The following is a 15,330-nucleotide window of genomic DNA, read 5'->3' on the forward strand; positions in this document are numbered from 1 at the left end:
AAAAGCGGTTGCAACCGCTTTTTAGATTTTTTAGGCGTCTTTTTCCCGACTTTTTTTAGTTAATAGCTGTTTACGAGCTAACATATCCGCGACCCTGCCATTGTCGCCAAGTTTAATTCCCTGTAATCTCCATTCGCGGAAAGTTTGCCAAAACTGCTGTTCCGAAATTCTTCGGGTAAATCCTTCAGATTCTTCATCATAAGGCCAGAAAACATCGACCCATACAGTACCTTTGTTACTTAGAACAAGCAAAAAATGTACAAGTTCAGGATTTGGCGATTCGGAATCACGCATTAATATGTGTGAACGGCCATTAGGGAAATCTGTACGTACATAAGTAAGCTTCATCTATTTAATCCCCCTTTGTGCACTTCCAGTTGAGCCTTTTACTAAATTAAGTATAGCATGAAATTCGAAATATTTACACGTCAAAGCTCAAAACTAAGAAATTCTTCTCGTTGATTTAAGACTATGCATTACAAAGTATGCTAATGCCGGCTTGAAGGTTCATGGAATTAAGTATGCAGGACGTTAGTTCCGGGTAAGCTAATCCGGGAAATAGAAGTTTAATGTTGGAGGTATAGTAAATGCTTACTGTAATTCATACCTTTGATGGTCCAGATCTTGATCGTTTGTTAGGACAAGTTAGAACCGGAATACGTACTTGCGAAAACGTCGATGGTTTCAAATTTGCTTCAGTAAATCAACAGCAAGACACCTCGGAAATTATGCTCTTCTCTAAATGGGAAGACCGCCGCGCCTTCGAAAATTGGGCCGGCACAGTTGGAGAAAACAATGCTTTTAAGTCCTCAACGCCACAAATATTTGAAGTTATCGAAGAGAAATATTAAAAAAAGATGTCAGGGATAACCTGACATCTTTTTGTTATAAGCTAATTCCAGTCGTCGTAGAAGGGAATTTGCAGCAGCTGGCGGTGATACAGTAAATGATACATCATTCACGCAGCAGACAGGCATCAGCCCCATCAGAGCATTTGTTACGAATATTTCGTCAGACGCTAAGAGTTCTTCAACTGTAAATAAACCTTCTTCTGTTGGGATATTGAGGATTTCAGCCAACTTTAAAATTATATGACGCCGTGTACCAGGTAAACATCCGCTTGCCAGCGATGGGGTGAAAAGTTTATTCTTTTTGATAAAGAATAAATTGCTCATGGTTCCTTCAGTAAGGTATCCCTTGGTGTTGAGCCATATGCCCTCATCAGCACCACAGCGCAAAGCGGTTTCTTTAGCCAACAAGTTTTCTAAATAGTTCGTAGATTTTATGGCTGTTAAAGGAGAATGTTCGTTACGCGGAGCAGATAAAAGGTGGAGCTTTATTCCTCTAAGATATTGTTCTGGTCTATAGGGCAGGGGTCTTACATTAAAGAAAAGTTGTGCTGGAAGATCAGTCCCGGGTGATCCGCCGCTAAGGGTTATGCGCAGGGCAAAAGGGAAAGAGGCGGGATTATGACGGATAAATTCCTGTATTGATTTTGTCCATTCTCCTTGATCAAGAAACTTAAGGTTAAGAAATGAAGCCCCTTCTTGCATACGATTCCAGTGCAGGTCTGAAAAAAGGGGGCCTGATTCCGTGATGAGAAGGGTTTCGAATAGCCCATAACCAAATAAGAATAACCGATCTTGACAAGAAATAACATTAGTGGGAATCATGTAGTTGTCCTTTCAAAACCCTGAACAGGGCTTTTGCTTTATCAAGGGTCTCTTGGTATTCATCGGCAGGTATAGAATCGGCAACAATCCCGCCGCCGGCATGAATATAGGCCTTGCCGTTTTTCAAAAGGATTGTGCGAATAACGATATTAAGGTCCCAAGCGCCATCAAAACCAATATATCCAATACTTCCAGTGTAAATCCCTCGCTGATTGGGTTCCAATTCATCGATAATTTCCATAGCTCGTATTTTCGGAGCTCCAGTAATCGAGCCTCCGGGGAAAATTGCTTGAAGAATCTCACTAGGCTGGAGGCCTTTTTTGAGTTGTCCTGTTATGGCCGAAACGAGATGCCAAACGGTCGGATATTTTTCCAGAGTTATCAGGTTAGTTACTTTCACACTGCCGAATTGGCAGATTCGTCCCAAGTCGTTACGTTCCAGATCAATGATCATGGTCAATTCGGCACGGTCTTTCTGACTTGACAGCAGGGATTGGGCCTGAGCTTCATCCTCAAGAGGTGATTCGCTTCGCGGCCGTGTTCCCTTAATGGGGCGAGTTTCGATTTGGCCGTTCTTTGTAATGCGTATAAAGCGCTCAGGGGAACTGCAAAGGATTTGAAAGTCAGAGTAGTATAGAAAAGCCGCAAATGGTGCAGGGTTTTGCAGATGTAGTTCGGAATATAATGACCAAGGATCCCCGGACCAAGACAGAGAAAAACGCTGGGTCAGGTTGGCTTGGTAGATATCTCCAGCATAAATATATTCAATAACGTGTTTCAAATCCCGGAGATAGTTTTCTTTAGTGACTGTTGGCTTTATTTTAGATAAATTTTTGGGGTTCATCGCTGGAGATTCCAGAGGCCCCGATATTGAAGGGGTATAAGAATTTAAAAGGTGTTCTAAATACCGAATACGAGCCTCTGCTAAGTCATGCCGGCAAATTCCATCCTTATCAATCCCGCAGGCGACCAACCAATAGTTTTTTTGGGAATGATCGTAGACGATAACTCCATCGTACCAGGCGAATCGCCAAAGGGGCAGCTCCAAGTCATTGATCGAGAGATGCGGAAGATGTTCGATTTCGTCTTTCAGATCATAGCTGATAAAGCCTACTGCGCCTCCGGAAAAGGGAAAGGGTGAATTTGAAACATGATATTTACGGATGGTATTGTCGAGAAAGTCAAAACTGCCAGGCGATAATGCCGGGGTTACTGTTTTTGTTTTTGGCAATCCGTTGGGCCAGGTAATTTCGAGTTTTTCAGGATAGGCAGTTGCTTCTAAAAAAGGGGCTGCACCCAGAAAAGAATGGCAGCCAAGTTTTTGGTAATCGTCACCGCTGTCAAGAAAAAAGGGAGAGGGCTCGTTTCTGAGTGCTTGAAACATGATATGAGGAGGGAACTGACAGGCAAAAGGTTTAATTGTCCATTCGGAAGGTTGATGTAAGGGTTTCCACCTCAAAGCGTTTTCCAGGGCATTTCGCAAAAGTTGGCGGCCTGCTTGGGTAAGGATCGCTTCAGGATGAAATTGAATTCCTTCGATAGGAAAAGATATATGACGGAGTCCCATAATTTCCCCATCTTTAGTTTCCGCACTAATGGTCAATTCTTCCGGAAGTGAAGATCGTTCAATAATCAAGGAATGGTAACGGGTTACCTCTAAAGGATTAGGCAAGCCAGAAAATAAGCCTCTGCCGTCATGATGAATATAATCTGTTTTACCATGAATTGGCTGTTTAGCCCTTACTACTTTCCCGCCAAAAAACTGCCCAATAGCTTGATGCCCAAGGCACACACCTAAAATGGGGATTTTTTCTTTGAAATAATCAATAAGGGTTAAGGAAAATGGGGATTCAGAGGGAGTACAAGGACCGGGAGAGATCACAATAAGGTCGGGATTTAATACTTCAATTTCTGCTAAAGTGCAGGTATCTTGGCGCTTAACTACAATCTTTTCTCCTAGCTCACCAAAGTATTGATAAAGGTTGTAGGTGAAAGAATCGAAGTTGTCCAGCATAAATATCATGGCATATTCCCCTTAAAGATTTGCCTTAGCGTGGTTCCGGAATATCTATGAATATACTTAACTGTTCTGATTATGGAGCATTTTTTCTAGGTCTTCAAAGGCCGGCTGGAGGTTAGGATTATTAATTCCTTGGAGGACAAGTGTACGATTAATGGTTACACGGCCTACATTAGCTCCCTCAACCTCAATCTGGAGAGATTCGACATCTAAGCTAACAGGGTGCTTATCCACGACAAAAGACATTCGCTTTGGTTTGGGATAAGTGGCTTGTAAACTAATTGTTGTCGTTGGATCGGATTTTGCCAATTCTTGGGGGCTGGGGGTATGTAAATCACTTAAAACAAAAGAGCATTCTTCAAGTAATTTTTGCATAACTGCCATATTTGCGTTCCAAGGTAATTGAATGACTTCTGATTGGGTCATTCCAGAGGGAGAAACTGTCAGAATAACGTAGGAGCCGTCTTGGGTCAAATAAGGTTTTTCAGAGCAACCGCTCAGGAATAGTATTGAGAATAAAACAATTATGCTCAGTGCCAATGCCGAAAATTTTCGTCTCCACAACAATGGATTAGCCTTCTTCCTTAAACAAGATTGTTTACATTCATCGTCTTTTTCAATTTTCAATAGTGTATATTCGATGCCTAAACTTCAAATCCTGCTTTTTCATTGCTTCCTAAGGAAAGATTGGGTACAATGGCTCAAGAGAGGAGTCAAGAATGGTGCATTACGACATCGTTGTTTTTCATATAGAGACGGCGTTTCAGGAGGACATAACCGAAGAAATTCATGAGTTTGCGGCTCTTCGAATTCATGATGGACGTGTTCAGAAATCGTTGTTATTTGGACAATCGGTTGAAGAAGGTCCCTTTGGTATAGCTTCATTGTCTAAGCGCCGCCAAGAAATTATAGAATTTTTTGCAGATACGGTTTTAGTGGGTCATCAGGGAACGCTTGGCTTGCGGAATTTAGAAAGGACCTTAAACGTATATTTTGAACAAGTTTACTGGGACACCCTCGATTTGGCCCGGATTTTTTTTCCGACCCTGCAGGATTATCGGTTGCTCTATTTGGCGGAAATACTTCGGCTTGCCCAAGAAGAGGAACTGAACTCTTTTTCGGCTGAGAGGAAGGCTTTTTTAACGTGGAAACTTTTCGAGGCTTGCAGGGAAAAAGGTCGGGAATATGATCTGAGTTTCTTTGATCAAGCACAATATTTTATAGAAGGATGGCCAGGGAAGGGCTTTTTCGATGATTTAAGGCGAGAGATTACAACTCGATTCTCTGATCGCCGGATTCAGACTGATCTGGTTCTGGCTCCCATATCTGAAGGATTATTTTCCCAAAATCAAGGTCATAATCAGAAGATACCGGATTCAATGAATTGGGTTATAGAGTGCTTCTCCCAGAATGGAATACTTGAACAATCCTTGCCCGGTTATGAATGTCGCCTTGGGCAAATGAAAATGGCAAGACTTATTGCGGAAGGGTTCTCTTCAGTTCATCATGTCGTTGTTGAAGCTGGTACCGGAACGGGAAAGTCCTTCGCTTATTTGCTTCCCAGTTTATGGTTTGCAAGAAAAACAGGTCGTAAAGTTGTCATAGCGACTCATACAATACCTCTGCAGGAACAGCTTCAGAAAAAGGATATTCCCGTGTTAGAAAAAGTTCTGCCTTTTTCCTTTCGAAGCTCAGTATTAAAAGGAAAAGGAAATTATTGCTGCCTTAAGAAATGGCTCAGTTGTCTGAGCAATCCAAGTGAAATCAAAGGGCGGGATCAAAAATTAGCAATATTGAGTACGCTGGTATGGCTGCGAGAAACGCTGACAGGGGATATTCAGGAACTTGCTAAGGTACCGGGGCTGATTGCCCTCTGGCCGACTCTAAATGCGGATCATGAAATGTGCAACCCAAGCAAATGTTCTAAAGCGGGAGTTTGTTTTTTGCTTCGGGCACGAAAAAAGGCCGAAGAAGCTGATGTGTTGATCGTCAATCATTCTTTGTTATTTTCCGATCTAAAGACTGACTATAATGTTTTACCGGAATATCATCAATTAGTTATTGACGAGGCTCATCAAATTTATCAAACTGCCCTGCAAAACTTGGGTTCTGAGCTAAGTCAGGAGTCGATTTTTCGGACGACGGAGGCTATCTTCCGTAAGTCAGGTCCAAGTTTTTACGGATCTATGAAACAACGTTGGTTGTCACTTACCGAAAGAGTACCTATTGTGGCTTGGGACAGCTTTGAAAAACATTTGGATAATATCCCCGAGTTAAGCCTTAGAATTACAGAACAAGCCCAAGAATTATTCCAATTGTTTGAAGATATTTTAGGACCCAACCGCACTTTCCGGTTTGTCCCTAACCATACAAACCTTTCGTGGTGGAAACTGCTTTTAATTCAAATTGAAAATTTGTCAGGACGAATTAAATCCTTGGCGACCGTATTTCAAAATCTTACGAGTATCTTAAGCGGTGAAGAGTCCGATGAAATTGAAGAATTGAAATACGTAATCGCCACTCATTTAAGGGAGCTGCAAGAAATTCAAGAAACCCTGGCTTTGGCAATAAATGTCCATAATCCGGAACAAGTGACCTGGCTAGAACGCAGTTCAAGGCTTTATTTAAAAACCTCCCCTATTAGAGTGGATGAAATTCTCAAGGAAAAAATATTTGATCGTCTTGAGACAGTCATTTTAACATCAGCTACCTTAAGCATTGCCAATTCTTTTACTCATTTTTTACAAGATATTGGCTTATCATTAAGGACAAAAACCGCTGCCGTCGATTCCCCTTTCGATTTCGATAAACAAATGAATTTTTATATACTCAAAAATTCTTCGACGTCCCAGGTTTCTGATCAAGAAAAACTTGCAAATCTCTCGGAGATAATTCTTGAAGTTGTTAAACGAATGCAGGGCCGTACCTTAGTCTTGTTCACAGCTCATAAATTGCTCCAAGAAACGTATAAAGTGCTACAACCGCGATTAAAAAGAATTGAAATTGACACTTTAGCACAGGGAGTTCACGGTGAACGGACAACTTTACTGGAAACGTTTAAAAGAAACTCTAAAAGTGTCTTATTGGGTGCTAATAGTTTCTGGGAGGGAATTGATATTCCGGGAGAGACTTTATCCTGCGTAATTTTAGTTAAATTGCCTTTCTGGCCTCCTTCGCTGCCCTTAATCGAAGCACGGTCGGAATTCTTAAAAGCCCAGGGCCGGGATCCTTTTCGCGAACTACTTCTCCCAGAGGCAGTGATCCGCTTCAAGCAAGGGTTTGGGCGTTTAATACGGTCCAAAGAAGATCGAGGGTTCGTAATATTGCTAGATGATCGTGTGATAAATAAATATTATGGTAAATATTTTTTGAACTCTTTACCCGTTAAGACTCATTTTAGAGGAGATGGCAATCTGCTTTACGAGAAAATTGACGAATGGCTTTTGGGTATTTAACCGAGAGGAGCTTTAATAATCATCACAAAAATGGTAAACTAGAGAAAATCGAGAGGAGGTTACTTTTTAGGTGAAACAATATCCCCTATCGTGTAATGATTGGGTTCATCTTGCAGGAGAAGAACTCTTTTTGCCCGTAAATTTCCATGTACTCGTTCGTAAAGAAGATATGGTGAGTCGGAATCAATGGAATAGGGAGAGTGAATAAAGAATGAGTGGAAGACCAATCCCGGCTCGAATGATTCCGAGCATATTTACTCTTGCAAATCTTCTATTTGGTTTCCTTGCCTTGGTGTGGGTATTAGAAGCGAATTTTGATTTAGCATCGACAATGATTTTGCTCTCAGTGCTTATGGATAGTTTGGACGGCAAAGTGGCTCGCCGACTTTCGGTTAGTTCGGATTTTGGGAAAGAGCTTGATTCACTGAGTGACTTAGTGTCCTTTGGTGTTGCACCTGCTATATTGACCTATCAAGGTATTCTCCAACCCCTTCAATCTGGCTATATTAGGTATATTGGATTAGGGATCGCTGTGGTTTTTGCCTTGTGTGGTGCAGTACGTTTGGCACGTTTTAATATGCTCAATATCAAAACTTATTTTGTAGGAGTTCCCATTACTTTCGCTGGTGGTCTTATGGCTTTACTAATGTTTATTCGACACATGCTGCCTTGGTATGTTTATCCCTTCAGTATGGTTATCCTCGCATTTTTGATGGTTTCAACCTTTAAGGTTCCGAAGCTTGGAAAATAATAAAATGCTGATCGGAATTATTTTATGATTTATCTTAATTTGTCTTTTATAACGAGCAGGAATAATAGATTCCTGCTCGTTTTTTCACCCTTGAAGGAGTTCCGGCATATAGTATGGCACAAGACTGTGAACACTAAGGAGGAAGCATTTTATGGATAATCAGCAAGTTAGTTGGAATAGCGTAGGATTAAGGATGGTTCAAGGTCTGACGACAACGATTGATGTCGTACGCCAACTTGATGTTCAAGAAGCTTCTCTGGTTATGAGATTGTTAGGAAAAAGCTGTACACGTATGGTTAAAGAGGGAGTAGGTCATCAGTTTGGGATTGCCCTTATCGAAACAAGTGCTCAATTAGCGATGAAAGAGTCCTTGGTTTTGGAAGACGTTATTAAAATAATTACAGGCATTATCGGTCGTCTATATTTTACCGCCAATACAGAAGAGGAACGTCAGCTTGTTGCCCAGCTTGAAGAAGCAGTTAAAAATTACCAAGCTGTTTAATTTGGAATTCAGAACCTTGCAAGCATACATTACCTCTAGGTGGTTAATTAATCCGAGGCAAAGGAGGAATTTTGATGCGTATCTACTATGTACGATTACCTGAGTTCGTACTTAATGTTTTAAGAAAAGTTTTTGGCTAGTGGAATAAAATCACATTTCCCTCCTAAAATGGTAATAGAGACAAGCAAGGGGGGAAAACAATGCGGCAGAGTCGTTATGTATGGATTTTAGGTTTATCAATCGTTTGTTTAGTAACTATTATTATGATTCAGACACCTCAAACAGTAATTTCAACAATGGCAGATCCTCAGTATCAAAGTGATCCCAAAACAACTGTTCAACATTTTTGGTCTCTTATGGATAAACGCCAAACCGATTTGGCCCAAGAACTTTTACTTTTGCCGGAAGGATCTATGGATGAACAGGACTTTAAAACATGGGTGGCATTACTCAATAAAGATCCACTATTATCGCTGCAAAAGATTGAGTTTTTAAATTCTGAGCCCAACAATACTCAGGGAGTCGTTGTTCGAGTTTTCTGGTTATCACCTATTCAAAACGTTGAAAGTGCTACCTTTTCAATGGGCTTACGACAAACTGCAAGTGGTTGGCGAATCCAACAATTTAAGCGGATGAAAGCTCTTGCACAATAGACCTTATTTTTGGGAATCGCTCCCACTTGAAGTGGGAGTCTTACGATTGGATCAAAATTAAATTTTAGAATGCAGCTTATGAAACCACAAAAACTGCGTTCTTTTTTTTACATACTGTTAAATTTAAACATATGCTTTACAAATGTATCGTCATTGAGCATAACCAAGGGGGGCAATGAAACGTGAAGAGAAATAAACGTCTTTTGGCAGTCATTGCCGTTACTCTTATCTTTGGATTCTTTCTAATAGTCTGTAGTACTTCAATGGAAATGAAAATACGTTTTGCCCCGGGCGGTGAACCAGAGACTCTTGATCCACAGCTGTATAGCGGTATTCCCGAAGCTATAATTGAGATGGCTTTGTTTGAAGGTATTACGCGTCTAGACAAGAACAACGTCCCGCAGCTGGCAGTTGCTAACAACGTTGAAGTTTCTCCTGACGGGTTGATCTATAGGATTACATTAAAAAATACTAAATTTAGCAATGGAGACCCACTGACTGCATACGATTTTAAAGCATCCTGGATGCATGCCCTTAAACCCGAGGCCAAAGCAGCGTATGCTTACCAATTATTCTATATTAAGAATGCTGAAGCCTACTACTCACGTGGTGTTAAAGCAGAGGATGTCGGCATTAAGGTGGTGAACATCAGAACTCTGGAAGTAACCTTAGAAACTCCTTGCCCATTCTTCAAATCTCTCTTAGCTCTACCCACGTATTTCCCCGTGGATCAACAGAACGCTCGAGCACATAATGATTGGTATGCAGATGGTACAGTATTTGTTGGCAACGGTCCCTTTATGATTAAGAAATGGAGTCATAAAGATAAAATGATCCTCGTAAAAAACCCTAATTATTATGATGCTGTGAATGTTAAATTGGAAGAACTCGACTTTTATCTTGCGCAAGATGGAAATAAAGCGACTGCAGCCTTTGAAGCAGGAAAATTAGATGGACTGAATAACCTCGTACCAGAAGATATCTTTCGTTTAAAAAAAGATGGCAATTTGAAGACGGCTCCGATGTTGGGGACAGATTTTTATCGCTTTAATACGACAAAAAAACCTCTCAACGATCTAAGGGTGCGTCAAGCTTTATCCATTGCCTTAAATCGCCAAGATCTAATGGGGAATGTATTAGGGGGTGAAATTCCAGCCTATGCTTTCGTTCCCGGAACAATTCCGGATGCCGTTCCAGACAAGGACTTCCGCAAAATGGGCGGGAATTTAATCACTGAAGATATTGCTAAAGCTAAACAACTTCTGGCTGAGGCCGGTTATCCTGATGGCAGAAATTTTCCAGTTTTAACGATACTCTATAATACCAATGGTAAACAACGACTGCCTGCTCAAGCAATTCAAAATTGCTGGAAAAGAAACTTGGGTATCAATGTGAATCTGCAAGGCCAGGTATGGGATAATTATCAACAAAATCAACAAGGATTGAGCTATGACATTGCTCGAGCTTGTTGGATTGGTGATTATGTTGATCCTATGACCTTTTTGGCTATATTTCTTTCAAGCGGCGGTAATAACGAAACTGGTTGGTCGAACGGAGCATATGACAAGAATATTGAAACGGCTCAAAAAAACCCCGACCAAAGGGTCCGTATGGAAGCAATGCATGAAGCCGAAAAAATACTTATGCAAGAGATGCCGATTATTCCTGTTTATTATTATGTTCAGAACTATATCCTCAAAGATAACATTAAAGGAGTTATAGTTTCCCCCTTGGACTTCTTTGACTTTAAGTACGCTGCAGTGCAATAATCTGCGTTGTATAGTTTCTTTATGAATCGTTTAAACTTAGATTGACAATCTAAGCAGGGTGCGTAAAAGCACACAAAAACGTGTGTTAAGTCACACTTTGCCAAAAGTTAACGTGCTAGACTAACGAATATAAAGAAGGAGGTAAACTACTATGGCAAATGTTAAAAAAGAAGCTCCAGAACTTGAGTGTGACCAATGTGGAACAACTAGCGAATTGACACCTATCTTGACATATGTTCACCAAGGTGAAGAAAAACATGTTTGTACGCATTGTCTGCCAATGCTTATTCATGGATAGGAGACGGATATGCACTTTACACTTGATATGAAGTTAAAAGATATTATGGCGGCAAACCCGAAGACAGCGGAGGCAATGCAGGAATTAGGATTACATTGTCTTGGGTGCGCCTTTTCGGTAAATGAAACCTTAGCCAATGCGGCTCAAATGCACCATTTAGACCCCAATCTCTTACTGGAAAAAGTAAATGCGGTTGAACAGGGTGAACTCTCTCCCGAAGCAGCGGCAAAGGCACAGCCTTCAGGTTCTATACTCCAAATGGATAAGAAAACCTATTCTATTGCCCCCCATATTCCGGCTGGCGTCGTGACCCCGGAGATCTTACGCAAGATTGCTGATGTTGCGGAGAAGTATAAGGCCCAAGCTCTAAAAGTAACTTCGGCCCAACGTATTGCTATTGTTGGTTTACAACCGGAAGATGTGCCTAAAATATGGGATGAGTTAGGAATGGATCCAGGGCATGCCGTTGGTTTGTGCGTACGAAGCGTCAAGGTCTGTCCGGGCGATACCTTCTGTAAACGCGGACTTCAAGAAACGTTGGCGTTAGGTATGGAGATTGACAAACGGTATCACGGCTTAGAATTACCTTCAAAATTTAAAATTGGTGTTGCCGGCTGCCCAAATAAATGCACTGATGCTGCTTCGGTGGATCTTGGCTTAATGGGAACCAGTAAAGGGTATCATCTTTATGTTGGAGGGAATGGCGGAGTTAAGCCCAGACAAGGCAACATTCTTTTTGAAAACCTCCAGAGGGATCAGGTATTGCCTGTTGTGGATGCGGTCATTACCTACTATAAAGAAAATGCAAAACCTCAGGAACGAATAGGTCGGCTTATTGATCGTATAGGTCTTGAAGGTATTTATGATTATGCGGAAAAGCAAATCCAGTGAATAAATTAAGGTAGCAGGCGCGGATGTTTATATCCGCGCCTGCTACCTTTTCCAGGGTTGAAGCTGCTAAAAGGCTTCAGTTGTTCAGCTTCTAAAGAGGTCCATTAAATATAAGGGTTATTCAGTATTAGTTTACAGTAATAGCATCAACGGGGCAGCCTTCTTCTGCTTCTTTGGCAGTGTCTTCTACATCGCTGGGAACAGGGTTGGTATAAGCTGTTGCTAAGCCATCGTCGTCCATCTTAAAGACCTCAGGGCAAAATTCAGGGCAAGCTCCACACCCTATACACGTATCTTTGTCAACTTCGGCAATCATTATGTACCCTCCTTCACCAAATCTAATGATATTCTTCCCTTGTCAAAGTAGTCTATTCATATTACTGTTATATAAATAGAATTTTTTTGAGCTAAAAAACAAGTTTTTGGTAAGTGAGGCGGATAAGGCTATGAACGTTGTTATACGTAAAGCAGAAAAGGACGATATGGAACGAATGCGGGAAATTTATAACTGGGCAGTACTGAACTCAGTTGCGACCTTTGACCTTGAGGAACGTTCAATTGAACAGAATGAACACTGGTTTAAAGAACATCAGGGAAGGTATCCATTATATGCTGCTGTAGATCAAAATAGAGTCATTGGCTGGGGGAGTATATCTCCCTTTCATCCCAGAGCAGCTTATCGGCCGACTGGAGAATTCTCGATTTATATTGCTCCAGAGTATCAGGGAAAAAGTGTGGGGGATATGCTTCTTAAACATCTTTGTGACTGTGCTGAATCCTTAGATTATCACTCGTTAATTGGTCTAATAACAGGATCGAATACAGCCAGTTTAAGGTTGGCAGAAAAAAACGGTTTTTGCCAGGTCGGTCATTATCGGGAAGTTGGCATAAAATTTGGTCAATGGCTCGACGTTATCGCGGTTCAAAAGATGATTTGTAATATTGACGAGATTTCGGATAATTCTTTTTGATTAATCTCGATTATGTTCTCATTATTTCATTCTCAATAGAAAGTTATCTCACTCTAATGGAAAATACAGGAAGATTTTGCGTCAAAAATTATTTCCAGTATTATCCAAAAACCTTAACCCATCAGCCTTACAGCTCTTTAAACAGCTTTGCCTAGTTTCCTTATTATTTGCGATTTCGACATTGCCCTTAACGTATAATAAGGGCACCGGAGTTTCGAAGTGAGAAATAGTCTACCGGAATACGATTAAGGCGGGATGATGGTCGAATGGGTAAGAAAATCAAAATAATTGTGGCGGATGACAATCGTAATTTATGTCAAATGCTACAGAACTACCTCCAAGGACAAGAAGATGTAATCGTTGTTGGCATAGCTAATAATGGTTTGGAAGCTTGGGAACTCATTCAAACTCAAGAACCGGATTTAATTATTCTTGACTTGGTTATGCCTAATTTAGATGGATTAGGGGTCTTAGAACGTGTAAATAGCCGTACTACAATGCCGCGTCCTAAGGTAATAATGCTTACTGCTTTTGGACAGGAGTCCCTCACTCATCAGGCAATGTTACTGGGAGTAGATTATTTCATTCTTAAACCGTTTGATTTGGAAATATTAAATAAGCGAATTCGTTCCTTAACGCAAGATTTGCCGGCAACTGCCCCAACTCAGTTTACAACATCCGCTCCATCGGTCACAACAGTTGGTAATGGAGTAAATTTAAGTGTGGAAGTAACCACAATGATGCATCAAATTGGTATTCCTGCCCATGTCAAAGGATATCAATATATACGTGATGCAATTCTTATGGTGGTTGAAGATGTTTCTCTGTTAGGGGCAGTTACTAAAGAGCTTTACCCAGGAATTGCCAAAAAGTTCGATACGGCACCGAGCAGAGTGGAACGCGGAATTCGGCATGCGATTGAATTAGCTTGGGAACGAGGACATACGGATACCCTAAAACGAATATTTGGTTATTCGATGAACATAGAACGTCAGAAACCAACAAACTCAGAGTTCATTGCTCTTTTAGCTGACAAATTAAGAGTAATGAGTAAGGTTAGTTAGCTGCTGCAAATGTAGATGTATTAAGGGTTTCAGAGTATGGATAAAAAAGGGAAATGACAACAAACTATTTTTATTCTGTATATTTTGAGCTTAAATACCTATAAACTAGTTTGCCTCATATCTACTAATTTTTTATCCGCAAACACACTCCTATTTGGGAAAATGAGGGGTGTATCTCTTGAAATTGTCAAATTTCGAATTAAGTATTGAGGATTTTTTACTCTTTTGTTTAAGCAAAAATCTCTCTAAAAAAACTATTCGCTCGTATGAGCAAACCCTAAAACTATTCGCTCAATATTTAAAACAAGAATTTCAGATTGAAAAAGTAGAAGACGTTTCAAAAAGTCACATTAGATTTTATATTAAAAATTTACAAGAGAGGGGAAAGTATTCTGTCAATACCCCTTATGCACGTAAAGACCAAGGTAAATCTATTAGCGTAAATACTATCAATAATTATGTGCGAAATATTAAGGTGTTTTTCAACTGGATGTCTGATGAAGATGAAATAAGTAAAAATCCAGTTGAAAAGATCAGGTTATTAAAGGGTTCCGAACGATTAAAACCACTTCTTACAAATCAGGAAATTAATCAAATTTTATCTGCTTTTGACAAAACAAGATTCAATGGGTATAGGAATTATATTATCACTCTACTTATCCTAGACACAGGATGTCGTATAAACGAGTGTTTAAATATCGAAGTTAATGACATTGATCTGAGAAGTAAAGCGATAGCCCTAAAAAATACCAAAAATAAAAAAGAACGATTGGTATTCTTTTCGCCGAAAATGAAACAAGAACTTAAACGATGGTTACAATATAAGGATAGATACTTGACTCATGATTTATTATTTCCTACTAATAGAGGAACAAAAATGTTAATCACGACGTATGAACATGCCTTACGTAAAATCGGAAATAGGCATAATATAGAATTATTTCCTCATCGGCTTCGAGCTTGTTTCGCTCAATATTATTTGCTTAATGGTGGTGATCTGGCAACTCTTCAACGAATTTTAGGTCATTCATCCTTAGAAGTTACAAAAGTCTATTTACAATTGGACGATGAAAGCGTTGGTAGACAATACCAAAGATTTAGTCCCTTAAGTAATTTTGATTTGGAATAAAATAGTCATACACAGCCAAATAAATAAGTAAGCGGTGGAACAAACACCGTCGTGTAGCTCAACCTCCCATCTGATACACTCTAGACAAGTGATCAGATGGGAGGTTTTTAGGTTGAAATCCACAGCTGAAACTCTGCAGCTCTGGGAACAGCGA

At 40.3% G+C, this 15,330-nt stretch carries 17 protein-coding genes; 12 read left to right on the forward strand and 5 right to left on the reverse strand.

All coding sequences use genetic code 11. The features are described from left to right. Nucleotides 1-30 precede the first annotated feature (30 nt). Nucleotides 31-348, reverse strand: a complete 318-nt coding sequence (locus tag B5771_RS03425; RefSeq protein ID WP_088186275.1) for a hypothetical protein — start codon at nt 346-348, stop codon at nt 31-33. A 239-nt stretch (nt 349-587) separates the two neighbouring features. Between B5771_RS03425 and B5771_RS03430 the strand changes: the two genes are divergently transcribed. Further along, nucleotides 588-851 (forward strand): antibiotic biosynthesis monooxygenase, encoded by a 264-nt coding sequence (locus B5771_RS03430; RefSeq protein ID WP_088186276.1) that lies wholly within the window; start codon nt 588-590, stop codon nt 849-851. Nucleotides 852-860: 9 nt separating this feature from the next. Here B5771_RS03430 and B5771_RS03435 read toward each other — a convergent pair whose 3' ends face one another. The 3 genes from B5771_RS03435 to B5771_RS03445 are packed head-to-tail and all read right to left on the reverse strand — an operon-like array spanning nt 861 to nt 4,260. Then, nucleotides 861-1,673: an aminotransferase class IV gene (locus B5771_RS03435; protein WP_088186277.1), complete on the reverse strand. Its 813-nt coding sequence runs from the start codon at nt 1,671-1,673 to the stop codon at nt 861-863. Then, nucleotides 1,660-3,696: an aminodeoxychorismate synthase component I gene (gene pabB / locus B5771_RS03440; RefSeq protein WP_088186278.1), complete on the reverse strand. Its 2,037-nt coding sequence runs from the start codon at nt 3,694-3,696 to the stop codon at nt 1,660-1,662. The genes B5771_RS03435 and pabB overlap by 14 nt, the downstream gene beginning before the upstream one ends. Before the next feature lie 57 nt (nt 3,697-3,753). Next, nucleotides 3,754-4,260: a hypothetical protein gene (locus B5771_RS03445; protein ID WP_088186279.1), complete on the reverse strand. Its 507-nt coding sequence runs from the start codon at nt 4,258-4,260 to the stop codon at nt 3,754-3,756. A gap of 152 nt (nt 4,261-4,412) precedes the next feature. On the opposite strand from B5771_RS03445, the gene B5771_RS03450 reads away from it, so the two are divergent. The 8 genes from B5771_RS03450 (at nt 4,413) to B5771_RS03475 (ending at nt 12,012) form a co-directional block, all read left to right on the forward strand. Further along, on the forward strand, nt 4,413-7,148 hold the full coding sequence (locus B5771_RS03450) for a helicase C-terminal domain-containing protein (protein ID WP_172408137.1): 2,736 nt from the start codon (nt 4,413-4,415) through the stop codon (nt 7,146-7,148). 70 nt (nt 7,149-7,218) lie between these two features. Continuing rightward, nucleotides 7,219-7,356, forward strand: a complete 138-nt coding sequence (locus tag B5771_RS24105; protein WP_161796405.1) for a hypothetical protein — start codon at nt 7,219-7,221, stop codon at nt 7,354-7,356. A 3-nt stretch (nt 7,357-7,359) separates the two neighbouring features. Beyond that, complete coding sequence (gene pssA / locus B5771_RS03455; protein WP_047808251.1) at nt 7,360-7,899, forward strand: CDP-diacylglycerol--serine O-phosphatidyltransferase; 540 nt, start codon at nt 7,360-7,362, stop codon at nt 7,897-7,899. A 151-nt stretch (nt 7,900-8,050) separates the two neighbouring features. After that, the gene (locus B5771_RS03460) at nt 8,051-8,401 is read left to right on the forward strand and encodes a hypothetical protein (protein WP_047808250.1); all 351 of its coding nucleotides are present in this window, start codon (nt 8,051-8,053) and stop codon (nt 8,399-8,401) included. Nucleotides 8,402-8,601: 200 nt separating this feature from the next. After that, nucleotides 8,602-9,054, forward strand: a complete 453-nt coding sequence (locus tag B5771_RS03465; protein ID WP_088186280.1) for a hypothetical protein — start codon at nt 8,602-8,604, stop codon at nt 9,052-9,054. Nucleotides 9,055-9,236: 182 nt separating this feature from the next. Then, a complete protein-coding gene (locus B5771_RS03470) occupies nt 9,237-10,823 on the forward strand; it encodes a peptide ABC transporter substrate-binding protein (RefSeq protein WP_088186281.1) in 1,587 nt (528 codons plus the stop codon). 151 nt (nt 10,824-10,974) lie between these two features. Continuing rightward, nucleotides 10,975-11,121 (forward strand): hypothetical protein, encoded by a 147-nt coding sequence (locus tag B5771_RS24110; protein ID WP_170932579.1) that lies wholly within the window; start codon nt 10,975-10,977, stop codon nt 11,119-11,121. 9 nt (nt 11,122-11,130) lie between these two features. Further along, nucleotides 11,131-12,012, forward strand: a complete 882-nt coding sequence (locus B5771_RS03475) for a DUF1858 domain-containing protein (protein WP_088186282.1) — start codon at nt 11,131-11,133, stop codon at nt 12,010-12,012. Nucleotides 12,013-12,139: 127 nt separating this feature from the next. Here the strand turns inward: B5771_RS03475 and B5771_RS03480 are convergent, their stop codons facing one another. Beyond that, nucleotides 12,140-12,328: a ferredoxin gene (locus B5771_RS03480; protein ID WP_047808246.1), complete on the reverse strand. Its 189-nt coding sequence runs from the start codon at nt 12,326-12,328 to the stop codon at nt 12,140-12,142. Nucleotides 12,329-12,458: 130 nt separating this feature from the next. Here B5771_RS03480 and B5771_RS03485 point away from each other — a divergent pair, with 130 nt between their 5' ends. From B5771_RS03485 to B5771_RS03495, 3 genes are all read left to right on the forward strand, one after another. Further along, nucleotides 12,459-12,983, forward strand: a complete 525-nt coding sequence (locus B5771_RS03485) for a GNAT family N-acetyltransferase (RefSeq protein WP_088186283.1) — start codon at nt 12,459-12,461, stop codon at nt 12,981-12,983. A 266-nt stretch (nt 12,984-13,249) separates the two neighbouring features. Next, nucleotides 13,250-14,047 (forward strand): sporulation transcription factor Spo0A, encoded by a 798-nt coding sequence (gene spo0A, locus B5771_RS03490; protein ID WP_088186284.1) that lies wholly within the window; start codon nt 13,250-13,252, stop codon nt 14,045-14,047. 169 nt (nt 14,048-14,216) lie between these two features. After that, the gene (locus B5771_RS03495) at nt 14,217-15,176 is read left to right on the forward strand and encodes a tyrosine-type recombinase/integrase (RefSeq protein ID WP_242966718.1); all 960 of its coding nucleotides are present in this window, start codon (nt 14,217-14,219) and stop codon (nt 15,174-15,176) included. The last annotated feature ends 154 nt before the right edge of the window (nt 15,177-15,330 follow it).

This window comes from Desulfosporosinus sp. FKA (assembly GCF_002196785.1).
GTDB classification, from domain to species: domain Bacteria; phylum Bacillota; class Desulfitobacteriia; order Desulfitobacteriales; family Desulfitobacteriaceae; genus Desulfosporosinus; species Desulfosporosinus acididurans.

Bases quoted from the DNA above. Each gene is read 5' to 3' on its own strand.
- B5771_RS03460 (WP_047808250.1), top strand. From the start codon at position 8,051: ATGGATAATCAGCAAGTTAGTTGGAATAGCGTAGGATTAAGGATGGTT.
- B5771_RS03425 (WP_088186275.1), bottom strand. From the start codon at position 348: ATGAAGCTTACTTATGTACGTACAGATTTCCCTAATGGCCGTTCACAC.
- B5771_RS03485 (WP_088186283.1), top strand. From the start codon at position 12,459: ATGAACGTTGTTATACGTAAAGCAGAAAAGGACGATATGGAACGAATG.
- pabB (WP_088186278.1), bottom strand. From the start codon at position 3,696: ATGATATTTATGCTGGACAACTTCGATTCTTTCACCTACAACCTTTAT.
- spo0A (WP_088186284.1), top strand. From the start codon at position 13,250: ATGGGTAAGAAAATCAAAATAATTGTGGCGGATGACAATCGTAATTTA.
- B5771_RS03430 (WP_088186276.1), top strand. From the start codon at position 588: ATGCTTACTGTAATTCATACCTTTGATGGTCCAGATCTTGATCGTTTG.
- B5771_RS24110 (WP_170932579.1), top strand. From the start codon at position 10,975: ATGGCAAATGTTAAAAAAGAAGCTCCAGAACTTGAGTGTGACCAATGT.
- pssA (WP_047808251.1), top strand. From the start codon at position 7,360: ATGAGTGGAAGACCAATCCCGGCTCGAATGATTCCGAGCATATTTACT.
- B5771_RS03435 (WP_088186277.1), bottom strand. From the start codon at position 1,673: ATGATTCCCACTAATGTTATTTCTTGTCAAGATCGGTTATTCTTATTT.
- B5771_RS03450 (WP_172408137.1), top strand. From the start codon at position 4,413: ATGGTGCATTACGACATCGTTGTTTTTCATATAGAGACGGCGTTTCAG.
- B5771_RS03465 (WP_088186280.1), top strand. From the start codon at position 8,602: ATGCGGCAGAGTCGTTATGTATGGATTTTAGGTTTATCAATCGTTTGT.
- B5771_RS03475 (WP_088186282.1), top strand. From the start codon at position 11,131: ATGCACTTTACACTTGATATGAAGTTAAAAGATATTATGGCGGCAAAC.
- B5771_RS03480 (WP_047808246.1), bottom strand. From the start codon at position 12,328: ATGATTGCCGAAGTTGACAAAGATACGTGTATAGGGTGTGGAGCTTGC.